This window comes from Aeromonas sp. S5(2024), assembly GCF_041403025.1.
In the GTDB taxonomy this organism is placed as follows: Bacteria; Pseudomonadota; Gammaproteobacteria; order Enterobacterales; family Aeromonadaceae; genus Aeromonas; species Aeromonas hydrophila.
In genome coordinates this window covers 23894-43390 of the sequence record NZ_JBGLRI010000015.1, presented here as the reverse complement: position 1 = coordinate 43390, position 19497 = coordinate 23894, and the positions used below count along the sequence as shown (strand labels likewise).

The following is a 19497-nucleotide window of genomic DNA, read 5'->3' as shown; positions in this document are numbered from 1 at the left end:
AAGCGCCTTTTGCATCTTCCCCCCCGATCCTCGACAATCCCGATACCTGTGAAGTGACGGGGATCCTTGAGGTTTTCCCGCGCTGACCCTTCTTTTGCTCTGGCGGGAATTGCCCATGTTTACCCTCTACCACTCCAATCAGCTGGATCTGCTCAAAGAGCTGCTGGTGAGCCGCATCCGGCAGGCGCCTCTCTCTCACCCCTTCGAGCGTGAGCAAATTCTGGTGCAGAGCCCGGGCATGGCCCAGTGGCTCAAGCTGGAGCTGGCCAAGGCCTTCGGCATTGCCGCCAATATCGACTTTCCGCTGCCCGCCAGCTTTATCTGGGAGATGTTCACCCAGGTGCTGGCGGACGTGCCGCGCCAGAGCCCCTACAACAAGGGCGCCATGAGCTGGCAGCTAATGACCATTCTGCCCGCCCTGCTCGATCGCCCGGCCTTTGCGCCGCTGGCCGCCTATCTGGGCGGGGAGGATGCGGATCCTGCCAAGGATCCCGAGCAGGTGCGGCTGTGGCAGCTCTGCCAGAAGGTGGCGGATCTCTTTGACCAGTATCTGGTCTACCGGCCGGACTGGATCGCCCGCTGGGAGCAGGGGGAAGGGTTGAGCCAGGAGCTGGCCGGGGTGAGCGGTCAGGATTGGCAGCCGGAGCTGTGGCGCGAGCTGGTGGCCCGCACCCTGGCACTCTCTCCAAGTGGCTACCACCGCGCCAACCTCTACGAGGAGTTCATCCACGAGCTGGAGCGTACCGCCGCTCTGCCGGGCAAACTGCCACCGAGGGTCTTTGTGTTCGGCATTTCGGCACTGCCGCCGCGCTATGTGGAGGCGCTGCTGGCCCTCGGCAGTCGGCCGGAGGTGGAGGTGCACCTTTTTGTCACCAACCCCTGCCGCTACTACTGGGGGGATCTGCTCGATCGCAAGACCCTGGCTCGGTTGGAGAACAAGCTCAAGCCCGGCACCGATATCGAGACCCTGCAGGGCCCCGCCAACCCGCTGCTCGCCTCCATGGGCAAGCTGGGGCGCGACTACCTGCACCAGCTGATGGAGCTGGACGTGCCGCAAATCGAGGCCTTCGTCGATATCGACGAGCTGGATGGCAAGGGCAATATCAGGCTGCTGCACGCCATCCAGAAGGATGTGCTGGAGCTGGCCGAACGGGGCGCCGGCCAGTTTGATCTCGACGCCAGCCACCACAAGAGCCCACTCGATCCGGCGGATGGATCCCTGCAGATCCACGCCTGCCACGGCCCGATGCGCGAGCTCGAGGTGCTGCACGACCGGCTGCTGGCGCTGTTCGAGCAGGACACCTCCCTCACCCCGAAAGACGTGGTGGTGATGATGCCGGACGTGAACAGCTACGGCCCCTACATTCAGGCGGTGTTTGGCGCACGCGGCCAGATCCCCTTCGCGGTATCGGATCGGGCGGCCAGTCAGGAGAGCCCGCTGCTGCAGAGCTTCCTCGCCCTGCTCAGGCTGCCCAACGCCCGCTTTGGGGCGGGGGAGCTGCTCGCCATTCTCGAGGTGCCCGCCGTGCTGCGCCGCTTCGAGCTGGATGACGAGGAGTTCAACCAGCTGCGGGTCTGGGTGCAGGAGACCGGCATCCGCTGGGGGCTGGATGACGGCTACCCCGAGCGCTTCGATCTGCCGCGCCTCTCTGGCAACAGCTGGCTGTTCGGCCTGCGCCGCATGCTGCTCGGCTTTGCCATGGGCGATGGCGAACCGGTGGCCGGCATTTTGCCTTACGCCGATATCGAGGGTCAGCAGGGGCTGGCGCTCGGCAAGCTCGCCTGGTTCGTCGATTCGCTGGCCGAATTTTTGCCCCGCCTGCAACAGGCACAACCGCTGGGGGAGTGGGTCGCCTGCCTCAACGCGCTGCTGGAGCGCTTCTATCTGGCCGACGAGGATGAAGAGCGCCAGCTGCAACTGATCCGCAGCCAGCTGGCCGACTGGCTTGCCCAGCTCGGCGAGGCCCGCTTCGAGCAGCCCATCAGTGCCGACCTGTTGCAGGATTATCTCGGCAGCGTGCTGGGGGAGTCCCGTTCCAGCCAGCGCTTCCTCGCCGGTCAGGTCAACTTCTGCACCCTGATGCCGATGCGTTCCATCCCCTTCAAGCAGGTCTGCCTGCTCGGCATGAACGACGGCGTCTACCCGCGCACCCTGCCACCCATGGGGTTCGATCTGATGGCGGTGGCGGGCCGGCGGGGGGATCGCTCCCGTCGCGATGACGATCGCTACCTGTTCCTCGAGGCGCTGCTCAGCGCCCAGCAGGGGCTCTACATCAGTTATCAGGGTTTCAGCGCCCAGGACAACAGCGACAAGGTGCCCTCTGTGTTGCTGGCCGAACTCATCGACTATGTGCGGCAGGGCTTCGTGCTGGCGGGGGATGAGTACCTCGATGACGAGCGCTCCGGCAAACGGCTGCTGGCGCACCTGATCACCCAGCATCCGCTCACCCCCTACAGCCACGCCTACTTCTATCCGGCGGCGGGCTCCGGCCTCTTTACCTATGCCGCCGACTGGCTGCCGGCCCTCAATCCGCAGCGCGGCGCGGCCAACTTCCAGAGTGGCGAGCTGCCCTTACCTCCCGAATGGGGCAAGGAGCAGGGGCTGGAGCTGGCGGAGCTGCTGCGCTTCTATCGCCAGCCAGCCCGCTACTTCCTCAACCGCCGCCTCAAGGTGTGGTTTGAACTGAATGAAGCCAACATCGAGGAGAGCGAACCGTTCGAGCTGGACGGCCTGCAACATTATCAGCTGAAAGACCTGCTGCTCGATGCTCACTTGGCACATGGGGACAGTGCCATGAGCCGCGAGCGGCTGCAGCTCACCGGCCTGCTGCCGCAAGGGTGGTTCGGCAGCCTGCTGCTGGAGGATCTGGACGAACAGATGGGCAAGCTGGCGGATCGGCTGCGGCCCTGGGTGGCGGCCAATGAGACAGAAAAACAGGCGGTGGAGGTCGATATCGCGCTGGCTCAGGGTCAGCTGCAAGGGTGGATCGACACCCAGAAGGGACGCTTGCTGGTGGTGAAGCCCGGCAGCTTCAACGGCAAGGATCTGTTGCTGGGCTGGATCCAGCACCTCTGCCTCGCCCTGAGCGACGCCTCCGGCGACACCCTGCTGTTCGACGCCAAGCAGAGTCTGCGGCTGGCCAGGCTCCCTGCTGACGAGGCGCGGCCCAAGCTGGCGGCGCTGGTGGCGCTCTGGATGCAGGGGATGAAGCGGCCGCTGCCCTTCTTCCCGAGCACCGCCTGGGACTGGCTCAAGGCGATCGAGAAGGATCCGGAGAAACCGGAGGCGGCCGACAAGGCGGCCCTCACCCGCTTCAACGGCGGCTATATGGCCAAGGGGGAGGGGGAAGACGCCTATGTCGCCCGCTGTTTCCCGGAACTCGACGAGGCCGTGCTGGCCCAGTTGCAGGCGCTGGCCCGTGAACACCTGACCCCGCTGCTCAAGAGCCTGGAGGAGTTGCAATAATGGCCAACCCGCTCAATACCCTGCGTTTTCCCCTTTATGGCGAGCGGCTGATCGAGGCCTCTGCCGGCACCGGCAAGACCTACACCATCGCCGGTCTCTACCTGCGTCTGCTGCTGGGCCATGGCCCGCTTATCGAAGAGGGGGAAGACGCCGGTCAACCCAGCGCCCACGAACGGCCGCTCTCGGTGACCGAGATCCTGGTGGTGACCTTTACCGAGGCGGCTACCGCCGAGCTGCGCGGCCGGATCCGCGCACGCATCCACGAGGCACGGCTCGCCTTTATGCGTGGTGAGAGCAAGGACGCCCTGCTGAGCCAGCTGCTGGCCGAAGTGGAGGATCACGAACTGGCGGCCCGCCGCCTGCTGGCCGCCGAGCGGCAGATGGACGAGGCGGCGGTCTTCACCATCCACGGCTTCTGCCAGCGGATGCTGAAACAGAACGCCTTCGAGTCGGGTGCCCTCTTTGAAACCGAATTTCTCACCGACGACAGCCAGCTCAGGCTGCAGGCGGTGAGCGACTACTGGCGATCCGAGTTCTATCCGGTGGACAAGCCCCTCGCCAGCGCGGTGCGCGCACTCTGGCCGAGCCCCGCCGCCTTGCTGCGGGAGATGGGCAGCTGGCTCGACAACAGCGAGCTGGAGATGCGCCCGCCGGCGGGGGACGAGACCCTCGCCGCCCGCCATCAGGCGGCCATGGCCCGCATTGAGGCGGTGAAGTGTGAATGGCTGGCGCAAGGGGACGAGATCCGCCGCCAGACGGATGGGCAAGTAAGCCGCTACACCGGCAAGAACTACGAAGGCTGGCTCGCCAAGATAGCCGACTGGGCGCAGGACGAGCACAGCGGCTACGCCATTCCCAAGGAGCTGGAGCGCTTCGGCCAGACGGTGCTGGAGGAGAACCTCAAGAAGGGGGGCGCGGTGCCGACCCTGCCGCTGTTCAGCCAGATCGACGAACTGCTGGCGAGCCGTCCCGGCATTCGGGATCTGATCCTGCAACGGGCGGCGGTGGTGGTGCGCAGCCGGATGCAGGCCAGCAAGCGCCAGGCCCATCAGCTCTCGTTCGATGACTTGCTCAAAGACCTCGATGGGGCGCTCGGCTCCGGCCTTGGCGAGCGGCTGTGCGAGCGCATTCGCGCCACCTACCGGGTGGCGATGATCGACGAATTTCAGGATACCGACCCCCAGCAGTACCGCATCTTCCACCGCCTCTACGGCGGCCACACAGACACGGCGCTCTTGATGATCGGTGACCCCAAGCAGGCCATCTACGGCTTTCGCGGCGCCGACATCTTTACCTACATTCAGGCGCGGCGAAATGTGAGCGCCCACTACACCCTCGGGCGCAACTGGCGCTCCAGCCGCGCGCTGGTGGCGGCGGTCAACGGCCTGTTCGAGCGGGCGAAAGATCCCTTTATCTACGAGGCGGATATCCCCTTCCTGCCGGTGGAGGCGCAGGGCAAGAGCAAGGCGCTGCTGCTGGATGGCGAAGCCGCTCCCGTGCTCCACTGCTGGCAGCTCACCGGCCAGCCCACCTTCAACAAGGGGGATTACCAGAGCAAGATGGCCCGCGCCACGGCGGTGGAGATCCACCGCCTGCTGACCCTGGCCCGCGCGGGCAAGGCGCTGATTGGTGACAAGGCGGTGAAGGCCGGGGATATCGCAGTGCTGGTGCGCACCGGCGCCGAGGGCAAGCTGGTGCAGCAGGAGCTGGCGCGGCTCGCCATCGCCTCCGTCTACTTGTCGAACCGCGAGAGTGTGCTGGCGCAGGTGGAGGCGCGGGAGATTTTGCTCATTCTGCACGCCTGCCAGAACCCGGGGGAGGAGCGTAGCCTCAGGGCGGCGCTCGCCACCGGGCTGTTTGATCTGGATGCCAAGGCGCTCGACGAGCTCGCCAGTGACGAGCGGGCGTGGGAGAGCGCGGTGCAGGAGTTTATGGAGTACCGCAAGATCTGGCATAAGCGCGGCGTGCTGGCCATGCTGCGGGCTCTGCTGCACCGGCGCAATCTCGCCTCTTCGCTTTTGGCGAGCCCGAACGGCGAGCGGCGGCTGACCAATTTCCTCCACCTCGGCGAGCTGCTGCAACAGGTGAGCTGTGAGCTGGATGGCGAATATGCCCTGCTGCGCTGGCTGGGGGAGGCGGCGAGCCGCCCCGACGGCCAGGATGCGGAACAGGTACTGCGCCTCGAATCCGAGCGCAAGCTGGTGCAGATCGTCACCATCCACAAATCGAAGGGACTGGAGTACCCGCTGGTGTTCCTGCCCTTCATCTGCAGCCACCGCGCTGCCGATACCCCGCTGTTCCACGAAGCGGACGGGGCGGGCAATCGCACCGTGCTCGATCTCACCGGCGCCGAGGCGTCCCTGGCCGAGGCCGACCGCGAGCGGCTTGCCGAAGATCTGCGGCTGCTCTACGTGGCGCTGACCCGGGGCGTCTACGCCACCTGGCTGGGACTGGCGCCGGTGCGCTCCGGCAATGGCAAGTCGGAGAAGACCGACCTGCACCAGACCGCCATCGGCTACCTGCTGCAAAAGGGCGAGGAGGGGGATGCCGCCACCCTGGCGACCGCTCTGATCGAGCTGGCGCAGGCGCTGCCCGGGGTGGCCGTCGGTGAGCCCTCGCTCACCCGCCCGGCCCCCATGGCGGCGGAAGAGGAGCAACTGGGCGAGCCGCAGGTGCGCCACTTTACCGGCACCCTTGAGCGGGACTGGTGGATCAGCTCCTACTCCGGGCTGGCGGCGCAGGGTCACGGCCACAGCAAGGGGGTGCTGGCCAATCCCGGCTTCGATGATGAGGTGGTCACCGAGGCGGCCGCATTGGCTTCCGAGCAACCGGAGGAGGCGCCCCAGCCCTCCATCTTCACCTTCCCGAAAGGGGCGCGCCCCGGCACCCTGCTGCACAGCCTGTTCGAGACCATCGACTTTCAGAGCGCCGGCGGCGAGCCGCTGGCAGAGCACATCGCCACCCTGCTGGCGCAGGACGGCTTCGACGAAAGCTGGGCGCCCGTGCTGCAACAGCAGGTGGAGGCGGTGCTCGATACCCCGCTGGAAACGGGCTTTGGCGAGCCGGTGCGGCTGCGGGATCTGGCCCCCGAGCGCAAGCAGGTGGAGCTGGAGTTCTTCCTGCCCATGGGGCGAGTGACGGCGCCGGCGCTGACCGCGCTCTGCCAGCAGCACGACCCGCTGTCGCAGGGCAACAAGCCGCTCAGCTTTGCCACCGTGCAGGGGATGCTCAAGGGCTTTATCGACCTGGTGTTCGAGTGGCAGGGGCGCTGGTATCTGCTCGACTACAAATCGAATCACCTCGGCATGAGTCCGGCCGATTACAGCCGTCTGGCGCTGGAGCAGGCGATGGCCGAGCACCGCTACGACCTGCAATACCAGCTCTACTCGCTGGCCCTGCACCGGCTGCTGGCTCTGCGCCTGCCGGGCTACGACTTCGAGCAGCACTTTGGCGGGGTCTTCTATCTGTTCCTGCGCGGCATGCCGCAGGGGGGAATTTTCCATACCCGCCCCAGTCGTGAACTGGTGCTGGGGCTGGATCGGCTGTTTGGCGAGGGGGCGGCGTCCGCCCTCGCCGGGGTATCGGATAACGGGGTAGAAGCATGAACGGCACCATGATGATTGAACGGCTCAAGGCCCTGGCGCTGGCCGGCCGCATTCGCCAGCTGGATCTGCAATTTGCCAGGCTGGTGGCCGATCTGGGCGGCAGCCCCGAGCTGGTGTTGGGGGCGGCGCTCGCCTGCTTCGAGCTGGGGCGTGGCCATGTCTGTCTGCCGCTGGAGATGCTGACAGCTGGATCTTTGCGCCCGTTCGGGCTGGATCCGGATCAGAGCCGGGATCTGCTGTGGGATCTGGCGGATCCTGCCCGCTGGCCAGCCCTGTTTGCAGAGAGTCCGCTGGTTGGCACCGAGCAGGATGACGGGCTCGCTCCGCGCTGGCCGCTGCGGCTGTGGCACGGGCGGCTCTACCTCACCCGCTACCACGACTTTGAGCTGGGGGTGGCCCGCCATCTGCGCGCCTTGAGCGAGCGAGCCGAATGGCCGGAGATCGCCCCGGCCCTGTCGCGGCTGTTTGCCCGCGACTACGGGCTGGTGTTCGCGGCGCTGCTCAAAGCCCGCCTCGCCCCCGACTTCTCGGCCCGCCACTTTACCCTGAAGTATCTCGATCTGGTGTTCCCGAGCGAGGTGGATTGGCCCGCCATCGAGGCACTGCTGGCCAGTGCCCAGGCAGCGAGCGACTTGAGCAAGCTGGATAAGCTGGTGCCCGAGGCGCTCTGCTGCAACGGCCAGAAGCTGGCGGCGGCCACCGCGGCGGCGCGTCCCTTTGCGGTGATCTCCGGTGGCCCCGGCACCGGCAAGACCACGACTGTGGCCAAACTGCTCGCCATTCTGGTGGAGACCGGCCTGCAAGCGGGCAAGGCCCCGGCGATCCGGCTGGTGGCCCCCACCGGCAAGGCGGCGGCGCGCCTGACCGAGAGTATCGGCTCCGCCCTGCAGGCCCTCGATCTGCCCCCCGAGTGGGTCGAAGCGATCCCCACCGAGGCGGGCACCCTGCACCGGCTGCTCGGGGTCATTCCGGGGCGCAGCCAGTTCCGCCACCACGCGGGCAACCCGCTGCACCTCGACTTGCTGGTGGTGGATGAGGCCTCCATGGTTGACCTGCCCATGATGGCGCGCCTGCTCGATGCGCTGCCCAGCCACGCCCGCCTGATCCTGCTCGGCGACAAGGATCAGCTCGCCTCGGTGGAGGCGGGGGCCGTGCTCGGCGATATCTGTAGCTTTATCGAACAGGGCATCAGCCCGGCGCAGGCGAATTGGCTCTCCCGCCAGACCGGCTACCGCTTGCAGGGCACGCCCGCAGGGGCGACCGTGCGCGACAGCCTCTGTTTGCTGGCCAAGAGCTGGCGCTTCGATCAGCACTCCGGCATCGGCCAGCTGGCGCGCGCCTGCAACAGTGGCGATGCCATGGCGGTGGAGGCTGTCTGGGGCGCAGGATTCGCCGATATCAGCCTGCACCCCTGGGCTGGGGAGGCCTACGATGCCCTGATTGCTCAGGGGGTGGCCGGTTACGGCAGCTATCTGAAGGCAGCCCGCGCGGGGGAAGCGCCCGTCGCCGTGTTCAAGGCATTCAACAGCTTCCAGATCCTCTGCGCTCTGCGTGATGGCCCGTTCGGGGTGCTGGGGCTAAACGAGCGGCTCGAACTGGCCCTGTCACGGGCTGGCCTGATTGCCCGCGATGGCGACTGGTATGCCGGTCGCCCTGTGATGGTGGTGCGCAACGACCACGGCGTCGGCCTCTACAACGGCGATATGGGGCTCTGCCTGCCCGATGAAAGCGGGCGGCTCAAGGTCTGGTTTGAGCAGCCGGATGGCACCCTGCGGGCGCTGTTGCCCAGCCGGCTGCCGCCCCACGAGACTGTCTACGCCATGACCATCCACAAATCCCAGGGATCGGAGTTTGCCCATACCGTGCTGGTGCTGCCCGACAGCCCCAGCCCGCTGTTGACCCGCGAACTGGTCTATACCGGCATCACTCGCGCCAAGGCCCGGCTCGATCTCTACGGCGATCGCGCCCTGCTGGCACAGGCCGTGCGGAAAAAGACCGAGCGTTATTCCGGATTGGCGGAGAGATTGGAATAAACAGTTAATTTTTTAAAAAATAATTATTTACATTTTTGGGGATAGAATATGAAATTGATAAAAAATGTTGAGATAGGGTATTTTAGATCTATATACAAGGAGTCTATAGATTGTGATTCTGATTTAAATATAGTTTTTGGCCGTAATGACTCAGGTAAGAGCAATGTACTGCGAGCTCTTAACTTATTTTTCAATGGGCAAACTAATCCCAATAAGGTTTTCGATTTCGCAATGGATTTGTGTCAAGCCAGGCGTGTTGAAGCTAGTAGTAAGAGAGATGCACGTAAATTTGTATATATTAAATTGACATTCAACTCTCCCTCCGGATGGACTAAATCATTAGGTAGTACATTTTATGTCAAAAAAATATGGTCATTACAAAAGCAAACTGAGCCTGGGATTGAAACATCAATAAAAGATCAAGGTAAAAAACAGTATTTAACAAGATTTCTTAATAAAATAAAGTTCCATTATGTACCAGCGATAAAAGACCGGCGGATATTTGAGGAGTTACTCAGAAATGTATACCGAGTAGTTGCTGATAATGGAGAATTAACTAAATCATTATTACCGTTCTCTGATGCTGTAAAAACAGCGACAGACTCATTAAGTTTAAGTGTGAAAAATGCATTAAATATTTCTAGTATTATATCTCCGCCGACAGATTTGACTGATTTATTTAAATCTCTAGACTTTGAAATCGCAGATGATACTGGAGATAAGTATTCTCTTACCTTGCAGAGAGGAGATGGAGTTCAAGTTAGGCATATACCTGAAACACTATCATTTTTATCAAAAAACCTAAGTGAGGACTACCATATTTGGGGGTTTGAGGAACCTGAAAATTCGTTAGAACTGATTAATGTTATTCAGGAATCAAAATCATTCATCAGATATTCACAAGAACCAAATATCCAAGTTTTTTTGACAAGTCATAGTCCCGCCTTTTTTAATCTTGATCATTCTAACGTGTCTCGATTTTTTACTAAGAGAGAACTTTATGAAGAAACAAAAAGAGAAGTAACAAAAATTGTTAAAATTACATCAGATTATACACCACATGAGTTGATGGGCGAGTTACCTCATTTATCTGTATTCAGTGCGTATCTGGCCAAGGCAGAAAAGACTGTTAAAGACTATCAGGAGAGCATCGCTTATTTAGAACGGGAAATAAAATCTTCGAGAATCCCAGTGTTATTTGTGGAAGGAAAGAGTGATGAGATTGTTTTTAAGAAAGCTTGGGATATAAAATATGGACATACGGAGATCAAAATAGTTTCTTGTGGTGGCACTGATAATATGAATGCTTTATCAAAGCCAGGGGGAGTATTATCCTCTATCTCTAAGTCAGATTATGTTTTCGCTTTAGTTGACAATGATGCTGCTGGGCGAGAAATTTACAAAAATAAAAAATTAAAACCCGAAGGTGGTCATTGGATTAAGGAAACTCGTAATGGAGTCTATTGGTGTAGACTTTCAGTGCATGACGAGTTTAGAGATGCTATGAGGTATTTTGATATTCCTGAACGAGCCTGGCCTCTAACTTTAGAGAACTCATATAACATAGAAACTATCACTCAAGCGATAGCAGCAGGAGCATATAATATAAATGATGAGCCTTGCACAGAGGTATATGACCAACAAAATAAATTATTAAATGTTTATATCACTGCAAGAACTCAGAGTCATAAATACTTACCATATTTAAGCTCCGCAAATAAAGATAAAAAAATATCATTTGCAAATTGGATTGCAGAGCAGGCTGACTATGAGCCTAACATATTGAAAAATATATATGTTGTTTTGGACTCTTTATATAATCAACTGCTGCTTCTTTCTAATGAAGAAAAAGAAGGTTCGTCATTACTTGAACTCTAAGTGTCTTATGCATTTCTGATAAAACAATCTAATCATTGAGTCAGTTGATATTGAGAGCCTAGAAGTGAAACATGTCCTAATGGCTCTCTCTTCCCTCCAGCTTTTCTCTCATAAGGGTAAATATACCGTCTGATTACGCTTCGCTAATCGAACCTACCTGGCTGGCGATTATATCCCCGATGCGGTTTTATCCCCTCTCCCGTTGGGAGAGGGCAGGGTGAGGGAAGCATTCAGGTATTAGATGGTCAGCTCCAGCCGGTTGCCTTCCGGGTCGAGGAAGGTGCTTTCGTAATAGCCGTCGCCGGTCCAGCGGGGGCCGTCCAGGTGTTTCACCTCGGCGCCCTTGAGCAGCTTGAGGCGGGCGGTCATCTTGTCCACCTCCTCCACGCTGCCGAGGGAGAAGGCGATATGGGCCAGCCCCTGCAACGGGTGTGGCAGATGCAGATCTGCCGGAAACAGGATGGGGGTGTGCATCAGCTCCAGGCTGGCGCCCCCTTCGAAGCGCACGAAGTAGGAGCTGAACTGCTTGCTCGGATTGTGATAGCGCTCATTGGCCTGCCCGCCAAACAGGGTGCAGTAGAATGCCTTGAGTGCCTCCAGATCCTGCGCCCAGATGGCGACGTGATGGATATGCATGGCTTTTCTCCTGTGACTCGATGCCCTTAATGCTATGCTGGGGCCTGTTCCTTCGACATGGCTGAGCCCGTCCTGATGATGTCTGAAACTGCCAACACCGATCTTGTCGATGTCTCCCCCGACTGCCGCGAGCAGATCTGCTGTGACAGCCTGCTGCCGGCCCTCGCACAGGAGCAGGTGTGGCTGGCGGGCTATTCCCGTCTCAAGACCCGTTACCGCATCGCGCGCCGCTTTGCCGATGTGCACTGTTTTCTGCTGACCCTGGGCGGCGAGGGGGAGGTGCAGGTGGGCGATCGCCGCGAGCGGTTGCAGGTCGGTGAGTGGGCGCTGATCCCGGCCGGGGAGCCGCTCTGCTACCAGCTTGGTGAGCAGCCTAGTGAGCAGGTGAACGAGCCGTTGGATCAGCCGTTGAGTGAGACGGACGAGTGGGAGCTGGTGTGGCTGCTGCTGCACAAGGATTCCCCCTGGGATGCCTTCGCCAGCCACCCCCGGCTCGGTTGTACCTCCCAGCAGGCCACCGTGCTGCGCACGCTCGAGAACCTCTATGCGGAGCAGGAGCGCCATCAGGACCCGCTGCTCAGCGCCCTGCTGGTAGAGCAGCTCGGCTTTTACCTGCGCCGTCTGTTGCAAAAGGGGGAGGGGCAGCGGCGTGGCGAGCGGCTGGCGCTGCGCCTCGAATTGCTGCTCAAAGAGGCGCTGACCGAGCCGTGGGACATAGCGCGCATGGCCGGTGTCCTGCACCTTTCCGAACGCCAGCTCTACCGGCTCTGCCAGCAGCACTTCACGCTGGCGCCCATGGCGCTGCTGCAACGGCTGCGGCTGCAGCGGGCTGCGCTCTTGCTGGCCAGCCGGGCCGACCCGGTGAAGCTGCTGGCCGAGCAGTGCGGCTTCAAGAACGAATACCACTTCTCCACCGCCTTCAAACGCCAGCACGGGCTGGCGCCCAGCCACTATCGCAGCCTGCATCATCCCGCCTTTAAAACCGGACAAGGGTGAAATATTGAGCCACACTGGTTGCTACTGTTATTCAGACGAACCCGATGGCGGCCGATAACCGGAACAAGCGGTGGCGGTTTTCATCGATCAACGGATAGCGGGCTGTGCAGCCGTCTGCCGCTGTCATTTCTCAACATCAGGCTGGAATGCCCCGCACTCTGCGGGGCGGCAAGACAAGGATGGTCTCCATGCTGCAGGACAGCGACACGATCAGGATCTCGGACGTCAGCGAAGCCGTGATACACGGCATTCTGGCGGTGGTGAGCGACGGGATCTGGGACTGGAATGCCAATACCGGCTTCGTCTATCGCAACCCGGGCTGGTATCAGATGCTGGGCTACGAAGCCCACTCCCTGGGCAACAACGTCTTCACCTGGGAGAGCGTGATCCACCCCGACGACATGGATCGGGTGATGGCCAGCTTCGATGCCTACCTGAGCGGCGCCGCCCCCGACTACCGGGTCGAATATCGCTGCCGCAGTCGCGGCGGCGATTATATCTGGATCGAGGATTGCGGCCGCATCATCGCCCGCAACCCGGATGGGTCGGTGGCCCGGATGATCGGCGCCCATCGCAACATCCACGCCCAGAAGCTGCTGCTGGAGCAGCTGGAGCGGCGCAACCACACCCTGGAGCAGCAGATTGCCGAGCGCACCGCCGAGCTGGTGAGTCTGAACGAGGTGTTGCAGCAGAAGGCGGAGGAGAACCGCCAACTGGCGGAGACCGACGCCCTGACCGGTGCCGCCAGCCGCTACCGGCTGGAGCGGGCCATCCGCCAGGAGTGCGAGCGGGCAAAGCGCTTTCACCAGCCCTTCTCCGTCATCGCCATGGACGTGGATGACTTCAAGCAGATCAACGACAACCACGGCCACCACGCTGGGGATCAGACCTTGGTCAACATAGTGGCGCTGGTGCGCAGCCACATCCGTGAAATCGACCTGATTGCCCGCTGGGGCGGCGACGAGTTCATGGTGGTGCTGCCCAATACCGGCCGGCTCGATGGCCGGCTGGTGGCCGACAAGCTGCGGGAGCTGCTGGTGCAGTCGCGGGTCTGCCAGCACTTCGACATCACCATGAGCTTCGGGCTGGCCGAGTACCAGCCGGACGAGCACATGAGCCAGTTGATGGTGCGGGTGGATCGGGCCCTCTACCAGGCCAAGCTGACGGGCAAGAACCAGATCTGCGAGTAGTCCGCCCATAGCCGGCGTCAGCGGTCCGGCTAAGCCGCCGCCATGTCGGATTATTCTGGTTATCCCCCCCGAATGCGTCTTGACCGATCGATCGCCTTGACTCCGATCGAGGGCGCTGGTCTGATGCGCGCTCTTTAATCCCCCGCGAGACATGAAACGATGAAAAAGAGCATCCTGGTTGCCCTGACTGCACTGCCGCTGATGGCCAACGCCGGTCTGATGGATTCCCTGACCGACACAGTGACCAGCAGCGTGACCAGCACTGCCAAAGAGATGGCCGGCTCCGCCATGGACAGCGCCTCCAATGAAGCGATCAAGAAGGCGCTGGACATCAAGGAAGGCGGCTCCAACAAGCAGGCCATCAAGGACAAGCTGGGCGCACCGGCCAGCACCAAGACCGAAGCCGGTCTGGAAGTGTGGACCTATGACCTGGGCGCCCTGAACAAGGTTTCTCCCATGCTGGCAGAGACCTCCAAGACCCTGTTCAAGGATGCCGAAGCCGCTCAGAAGAACGTGCTCATCAAGTTCGAAGGCGAGACCGTCAAGACCCTGAACCTGGTCGACAAGACCAAGGCTTGAGTCTGCACGACGTGCATGAAAAAAGGGGCCCGCGGGCCCCTTTTTGCTGCTTGTCGAATTACTGATGCGCTTCGGCGAACTGCTTCATCGCTTCGGCGTGCTTGGTCATGCCGTCGGCACGCAGGCTCAGGTTTTTCACGAATTCAGCCTTCTTGGCCGGGTCTTCGATCTTGTCGTAACGCTGCTGCAGGTGAGTCTGGATCTGCTCCGGCGTCATGTTCTGCATGCGGGCCATCTTGTCGTGGCGACCGCCATGGTGCTTGCCGCCCATCATGCCGCTGCCATCCATCGGGCAGTCGGTCATCATGCCGGGCTGGGCGGTGGTGACGGCTTCGCTGGCGGCATAGGCGCCGAGCGGCAGGCCAAGGATCAGGGTGGCGGTCAGCAGGGTCTTGGTCAGTTTTTTCATGGTCTATCTCCTTGCGGATTGAGTTCGGGGTCGGCTTGCTCGCCTTGACCCTAAGTAAACACCAGACTGGTGTCTGAACTTTGCCAGTTGAAGCCTATTTTGTAGCAGAGTGTGACACGGTGACGCTGTACAGGGCTTGACCGGGCGCATGCCGGACGGGAAATAAAAATACCCCGTCAGCGTCGCCCGCTGGCGGGGTATTTTTAGGCTGGGGCCGGCTTAGCGCTGGCGACCGCTGCCGACGCTGTAGGGCATGCGATAGCTGCTGCTCTCACCGTCCAGGCTGAGGGTCAGGTCACCCTGGGCCCGCATCGGCAGACGCACCTGCTGCATCCCCTGCAACTCGGCAGGCACCCGCTTGAGCACGTCGCCGGTGGCGTTGCGGATCACCAGGGTGGGGTGTGCCTCATTGCTGCTGACGGCGTCGTGCCAGTTGACGAACAGCAGACCGGGAGCGGCACTGACGTCGGCGGGCAGGGCGGCCTGGGCCAGGCCGGTGTGGGCCAGGCCGGCCAGCATTAACAGAGTCAGGCTCTTGTTGATCATGATATTGCTCTCCTTGGTATGACTCGCCGCAAGATGGCGGCAGAAAAGTCAGGGTGCGCAGCCGCCGCCTGGCGGCCGCACATCATGACGAAGGGGATTCGGTCGCTCCCTTGGCGTCGCCGCGGCCGGGGGCCCTGTCGGCGGGGGATGTCTGCTTATGGTTCGGGGGGCTCGCCGGTTGGGGTGAGCTGCCGCTCGCCTGTCTGGCAAGGGCTTCGCTGGCGGCAAAGGCCAGCAGCAAGGGGGTGGTGAGGGCCAGCATGGCCTGTCTACTCCTGCAACCGATGGGATGGCCACAGTAAACAGCCGGCTTGTGTCTCAACTTTGCCGAACGGGCGCTTTTTTGTAGCAGAGTGTGGCATCTTGCTGATCTGGCACACTTTGACACAAACCGCCCGGCAGATTTTCGTATACTCGTGCCAGCTCTAACAGGAGAGGCCTCATGAACCAAAGCAGCACCCACATTCTGGTGGTCGACGATCACAGCGAGATCCGCGATCTGCTGAAGCGTTTTCTGGAACAGCACGGCCTGCGGGTCAGTTGTGCCCGGGATGGCAAGGAGATGAAGCGGCTGCTGGAGGAGCGGGAGTTCGATCTGCTGGTGCTGGATCTGATGATGCCGGGAGAAGACGGCCTGACCCTTTGCCGTGAGCTGCGGGCCAAGTCCAGCCTGCCCATCATCATGCTCACCGCCATGGGGGAGGAGACCGACCGCATCATAGGGCTGGAGATGGGGGCCGACGACTACCTCGCCAAGCCGTTCAATCCGCGCGAGCTGCTGGCCCGCATCAAGGCGGTGATGCGCCGCACCCAGGTCGAGCCGCAGCCTGCGGCCGAGACGCTGACCCGGGATCTGCGCTTCGATCGCTGGTTGCTCGACATCAACCGGCGCGAGCTGGTGGATGAGGAAGGGGTGGGCCTGAGCCTCTCCACCGCCGAATTCGACCTGCTGCGGGTCTTTCTGGAGCGCCCGCAGCGGGTGCTGAGCCGGGATCAACTGCTGGATCTGGCCCGTGGCCGCGAGGCGGTGGCGTTTGACCGAGCCATCGACACCCTGGTGAGCCGGCTGCGGCGCAAGCTGGAGCGGGATCCCAAGAACCCGGAGCTGATCAAGACCATCTGGGGTGGCGGTTACCTGTTCGCCGCCGATGTGACCCAGGTATAAGGCCGTGGGGATCCTCAAGCGTGGCTGGTCGAAACTGTGGCCCAAGGGGCTGACCGGCCAGATCATCCTGGTGGCGCTGGCCGGGCTGGTGTTGATCCAGCTGCTCAGCATCCAGATCTACCGTACGGATCGGGAGGAGGCGCTCGGCTACATCAACAGCCGCAACGCCATGCAGCGCATCGTCTCCGTGGTGCGGCTGCTGGCCCTCTCGCCCCCCTCTCTCTATGACGAGATCATCAAGGCGAGCCGCAGCGAGACCCTGCTGCTGCGCATCGCCGACGAGCCGCTGCAACCGGACAACCGCAGCCCCCGTTTCGAGCAGCTGGTGCGCTCCCGGCTGGGCTACCCCTCGACCCTGATGGTGGAGATCAGCGCCGAGCTCAAACAGGATGCCCAGCGCAGCCGCGCCTGGCAGCACCACAGCCGGATGATGAAGGATCGCAAGGGGATGCCGCCACCGCAGGACATGCGGCTGTACGGCTCCATCCAGCTGCCACGCGGCGGCTGGCTGCAGTTCAGCTCGCTGGTGGACAAGGAGTCGGCCAGCTGGTCCTGGCAGACCACCCTCAACCTGATGCTGGTGGCGAGCCTGGTGATCGGCCTGATGATCTGGCTGTTCCGCCGCGCCACCCTGCCGCTCAAGCAGCTGGCCGCGAATGCGGATCGGCTCGGCCGTGGCGAGGACATAGAGCCGCTGCGGGAAGAGGGGCCGACCGAGGTGCGCGAATCCATCCAGGCGTTCAACCGCATGCACACCCGGCTCGATCGCTTCGTGCAGGACCGCACCCGGATGCTGGCGGCCATTTCCCACGATCTGCGTACCCCCATCACCAGCCTGCGGCTGCGCACCGAGTTTCTGGACGAGGGGGAGGACAAGGAGCGGATCCAGCAGACCCTGCAGCAGATGGAGCAGATGCTGGCGGCGACCCTCAGCTTCGCCCGGGAGGAGGGGCAGCAGGAGGCGACCCGGGAGCTGGATTTGGTCAGCCTGCTGGAGAGCCTGTGCGACGATTATGCCGACACCGGCCAGCCGGTTACCTGCCTGGCCGAGGGCAAGCAGGTCTACGCCTGTCGCGCCAATACCCTGCGCCGGGTGCTGCAAAACCTCATCGGCAACGCCATCAAGTACGCCGGCAGTGCCGAGGTGTCGCTGGAGCGCACCGACAGCGAGCTGGTCATCCGGGTCTGCGATCAGGGGCCCGGCATCGATCCGGCCAGGCTGGAGGACGTGTTCAAGCCGTTCGTGCGACTCGACGAGGCCCGCAACACCGAATCCGGCAGCGTGGGGCTGGGGCTCTCCATCGCCCGCACCCTGGTGCACCAGCACGGCGGCGAGCTGACCCTGCACAACCGGGAGCAGGGCGGGCTGGAAGCGCGTATCAGCCTGCCGCTGTAAGAGCGGCGGGAGCAGGGCGGGGAGGATGGCGACGAGCCGCCTCCCCGTTTTTTATCTTGTACTTATCTGACTGAAATCACGCCTATTTCATACTCGCTCATGCTTGTTCTTCTATGCTGAAGGTGGCGATAATCGATGGCCGCACAGACGGCCAAACAGCAAGGTTGGTGCAGGGATGGCGGGCGATTCTGGTTTTCGGTGGCGAGTCTGGTGCGGGGTGTGGTTGTTGCTCTTGGCACAGGCGTGGCCCGTGTTGGCAAATACGCCGCCCAAGCCGCTCATCGTGACCAACTCCAAGGCCTGGCAGCCCTTCTCCTACCTCAATGAAGAGGGGGAGCCCGATGGCCTGCTGATCGATCTGTGGCGCGAATATGGTCGGGTTACCGGCCGCCCGATCCAGTTCAAGCTGGTAGACTGGCAGGCCTCGCTGGACCTGGTTCGCAATGGCCAGGCGGATGTCCATGGCGGCCTGCTCTGGTCGCCGGAGCGCAATCTGGTCTACGACTACGGTCAGGCCCTCTCCCATGTCGATTCCCAGCTCTTCTTCGCCAACTCCCTGCGCGGCTCGGACGTGAACTACTACCTGCTGCACGAGAGTGTGGGGGTGGTGACGGGGGGCTACGAGGAGTACTACGCCCGCAAGCACTTCCCCACCACGCGCCTGCGTACCTTCGATGACAACGATGCCATGCTGCGCGCGGCCTTCAGCGGTGAGCTGGATGCCTTCATCGCCGATCTGCAGGTGGCCAACTTTTACATCTATACCTCGGCGGATCCCACCCGCTTCATCCCGGTGCGCCACCTCTACAGCGACGAGATCCGCTTCGCCGTCGCCAAGGGCAATCAGGCGCTGCAGCAGGAGCTGGAGCAGGGCTTCTCCCGCATCGGCGAGGCGGATCGGGAGCGGATCGTCCGCAAGTGGATGCACATCGAGACCGTCTACCCGGTCCACCTCTGGCCCTGGCTGCTGGCGAGCGGCGGCCTGGTGCTGATGGCCTACATCATCCAGTTGCGGCGGGCGGTGGCGAGCCGCACCGCCGAGCTTATTCAGGCCAATGCCAGACTGGAGCGCCTTGCCGGCACCGACTCCATGACCGGCATCCTCAACCGGCGCGCCTTTTTGCCGCTGTTGGAGCAGCGGCTGGCCAGCGGTCAGGCCTCGGCCTTGCTGCTGTTCGATCTCGATCGCTTCAAGGGGATCAACGATCACTTCGGTCACGGGGTGGGGGACGAGGTGCTGTCGGCCATGGTGGCGCAGGTACAGCGGGTGCTGCCCGCCAGCGCCCTGTTTGCCCGCATCGGCGGGGAGGAGTTTTGCATCAGCCTGCTGGTGGCGGACATGGCGACGCTGCAGCAGTGGGCCGCCCGGATCGGGCGGGAGGTCAATAGCCACAAGTTGCCAACCAGCGCCGGAGCGCTCGGCATCTCCATCAGCACGGGGGCGGTGTGGGTGCCGGCAGGGGGCGGGGCGGAAGGTCGACGGGTGTTGTTGCAGGCGGATCTGCTGATGTATGGCGCCAAATCGCAGGGGCGCAACACCTGGCAGGCGGCAAGCTACGTGAAAGAGGCGGCTGGCGAGGGGGGAAAATAAAAAACCG

13 protein-coding genes are annotated in these 19497 nt (G+C 62.0%); 10 read left to right on the top strand and 3 right to left on the bottom strand.

Translation table 11 applies throughout. From position 1 onward, the window contains the following. Window positions 1-115 precede the first annotated feature (115 nt). The 4 genes from recC to ACB032_RS21070 are packed head-to-tail and all read left to right on the top strand — an operon-like array spanning window position 116 to window position 10982. A complete protein-coding gene (recC, locus tag ACB032_RS21085) occupies window positions 116-3466 on the top strand; it encodes an exodeoxyribonuclease V subunit gamma (RefSeq protein ID WP_371138687.1) in 3351 nt (1116 codons plus the stop codon). Beyond that, window positions 3466-7071 (top strand): exodeoxyribonuclease V subunit beta, encoded by a 3606-nt coding sequence (gene recB / locus ACB032_RS21080; RefSeq protein WP_371138686.1) that lies wholly within the window; start codon window positions 3466-3468, stop codon window positions 7069-7071. Before recC ends, recB begins: the two co-directional genes overlap by 1 nt. Continuing rightward, a complete protein-coding gene (gene recD, locus ACB032_RS21075; protein ID WP_371138685.1) occupies window positions 7068-9104 on the top strand; it encodes an exodeoxyribonuclease V subunit alpha in 2037 nt (678 codons plus the stop codon). Before recB ends, recD begins: the two co-directional genes overlap by 4 nt. Window positions 9105-9152: 48 nt before the next feature. Further along, window positions 9153-10982: an ATP-dependent endonuclease gene (locus ACB032_RS21070; protein WP_371138684.1), complete on the top strand. Its 1830-nt coding sequence runs from the start codon at window positions 9153-9155 to the stop codon at window positions 10980-10982. A 237-nt stretch (window positions 10983-11219) separates the two neighbouring features. On the opposite strand, the gene ACB032_RS21065 is transcribed toward ACB032_RS21070, so the two are convergent. Beyond that, window positions 11220-11618: a VOC family protein gene (locus tag ACB032_RS21065; RefSeq protein ID WP_042065484.1), complete on the bottom strand. Its 399-nt coding sequence runs from the start codon at window positions 11616-11618 to the stop codon at window positions 11220-11222. Window positions 11619-11693: 75 nt separating this feature from the next. Between ACB032_RS21065 and ACB032_RS21060 the strand changes: the two genes are divergently transcribed. From ACB032_RS21060 to ACB032_RS21050, 3 genes are all read left to right on the top strand, one after another. Beyond that, the gene (locus ACB032_RS21060) at window positions 11694-12614 is read left to right on the top strand and encodes an AraC family transcriptional regulator (RefSeq protein ID WP_371138683.1); all 921 of its coding nucleotides are present in this window, start codon (window positions 11694-11696) and stop codon (window positions 12612-12614) included. Window positions 12615-12802: 188 nt separating this feature from the next. Beyond that, window positions 12803-13804 (top strand): diguanylate cyclase, encoded by a 1002-nt coding sequence (locus tag ACB032_RS21055; RefSeq protein WP_371138707.1) that lies wholly within the window; start codon window positions 12803-12805, stop codon window positions 13802-13804. Between the two features lie 159 nt (window positions 13805-13963). Next, window positions 13964-14383 (top strand): hypothetical protein, encoded by a 420-nt coding sequence (locus tag ACB032_RS21050; RefSeq protein WP_011707651.1) that lies wholly within the window; start codon window positions 13964-13966, stop codon window positions 14381-14383. 58 nt (window positions 14384-14441) lie between these two features. On the opposite strand, the gene ACB032_RS21045 is transcribed toward ACB032_RS21050, so the two are convergent. Together ACB032_RS21045 and ACB032_RS21040 are read right to left on the bottom strand one after the other, a co-directional pair. After that, entirely contained in the window at window positions 14442-14792 is a 351-nt protein-coding gene (locus ACB032_RS21045) for a hypothetical protein (protein ID WP_011707650.1), read from the bottom strand. Window positions 14793-15011: 219 nt separating this feature from the next. Then, a complete protein-coding gene (locus ACB032_RS21040) occupies window positions 15012-15338 on the bottom strand; it encodes a hypothetical protein (protein ID WP_011707649.1) in 327 nt (108 codons plus the stop codon). A gap of 442 nt (window positions 15339-15780) precedes the next feature. On the opposite strand from ACB032_RS21040, the gene ACB032_RS21035 reads away from it, so the two are divergent. From ACB032_RS21035 to ACB032_RS21025, 3 genes are all read left to right on the top strand, one after another. Further along, window positions 15781-16503 (top strand): response regulator, encoded by a 723-nt coding sequence (locus tag ACB032_RS21035; RefSeq protein WP_011707648.1) that lies wholly within the window; start codon window positions 15781-15783, stop codon window positions 16501-16503. A gap of 4 nt (window positions 16504-16507) precedes the next feature. Continuing rightward, window positions 16508-17899 (top strand): ATP-binding protein, encoded by a 1392-nt coding sequence (locus ACB032_RS21030; protein WP_024946365.1) that lies wholly within the window; start codon window positions 16508-16510, stop codon window positions 17897-17899. A 103-nt stretch (window positions 17900-18002) separates the two neighbouring features. Then, on the top strand, window positions 18003-19490 hold the full coding sequence (locus ACB032_RS21025) for a diguanylate cyclase domain-containing protein (RefSeq protein WP_371138682.1): 1488 nt from the start codon (window positions 18003-18005) through the stop codon (window positions 19488-19490). Window positions 19491-19497 lie beyond the last annotated feature (7 nt).

Coding starts and splice junctions, on each gene's coding strand:
- recC (WP_371138687.1), top strand. CDS start 116: ATGTTTACCCTCTACCACTCCAATCAGCTGGATCTGCTCAAAGAGCTG.
- recB (WP_371138686.1), top strand. CDS start 3,466: ATGGCCAACCCGCTCAATACCCTGCGTTTTCCCCTTTATGGCGAGCGG.
- recD (WP_371138685.1), top strand. CDS start 7,068: ATGAACGGCACCATGATGATTGAACGGCTCAAGGCCCTGGCGCTGGCC.
- ACB032_RS21070 (WP_371138684.1), top strand. CDS start 9,153: ATGAAATTGATAAAAAATGTTGAGATAGGGTATTTTAGATCTATATAC.
- ACB032_RS21065 (WP_042065484.1), bottom strand. CDS start 11,618: ATGCATATCCATCACGTCGCCATCTGGGCGCAGGATCTGGAGGCACTC.
- ACB032_RS21060 (WP_371138683.1), top strand. CDS start 11,694: ATGATGTCTGAAACTGCCAACACCGATCTTGTCGATGTCTCCCCCGAC.
- ACB032_RS21055 (WP_371138707.1), top strand. CDS start 12,803: ATGCTGCAGGACAGCGACACGATCAGGATCTCGGACGTCAGCGAAGCC.
- ACB032_RS21050 (WP_011707651.1), top strand. CDS start 13,964: ATGAAAAAGAGCATCCTGGTTGCCCTGACTGCACTGCCGCTGATGGCC.
- ACB032_RS21045 (WP_011707650.1), bottom strand. CDS start 14,792: ATGAAAAAACTGACCAAGACCCTGCTGACCGCCACCCTGATCCTTGGC.
- ACB032_RS21040 (WP_011707649.1), bottom strand. CDS start 15,338: ATGATCAACAAGAGCCTGACTCTGTTAATGCTGGCCGGCCTGGCCCAC.
- ACB032_RS21035 (WP_011707648.1), top strand. CDS start 15,781: ATGAACCAAAGCAGCACCCACATTCTGGTGGTCGACGATCACAGCGAG.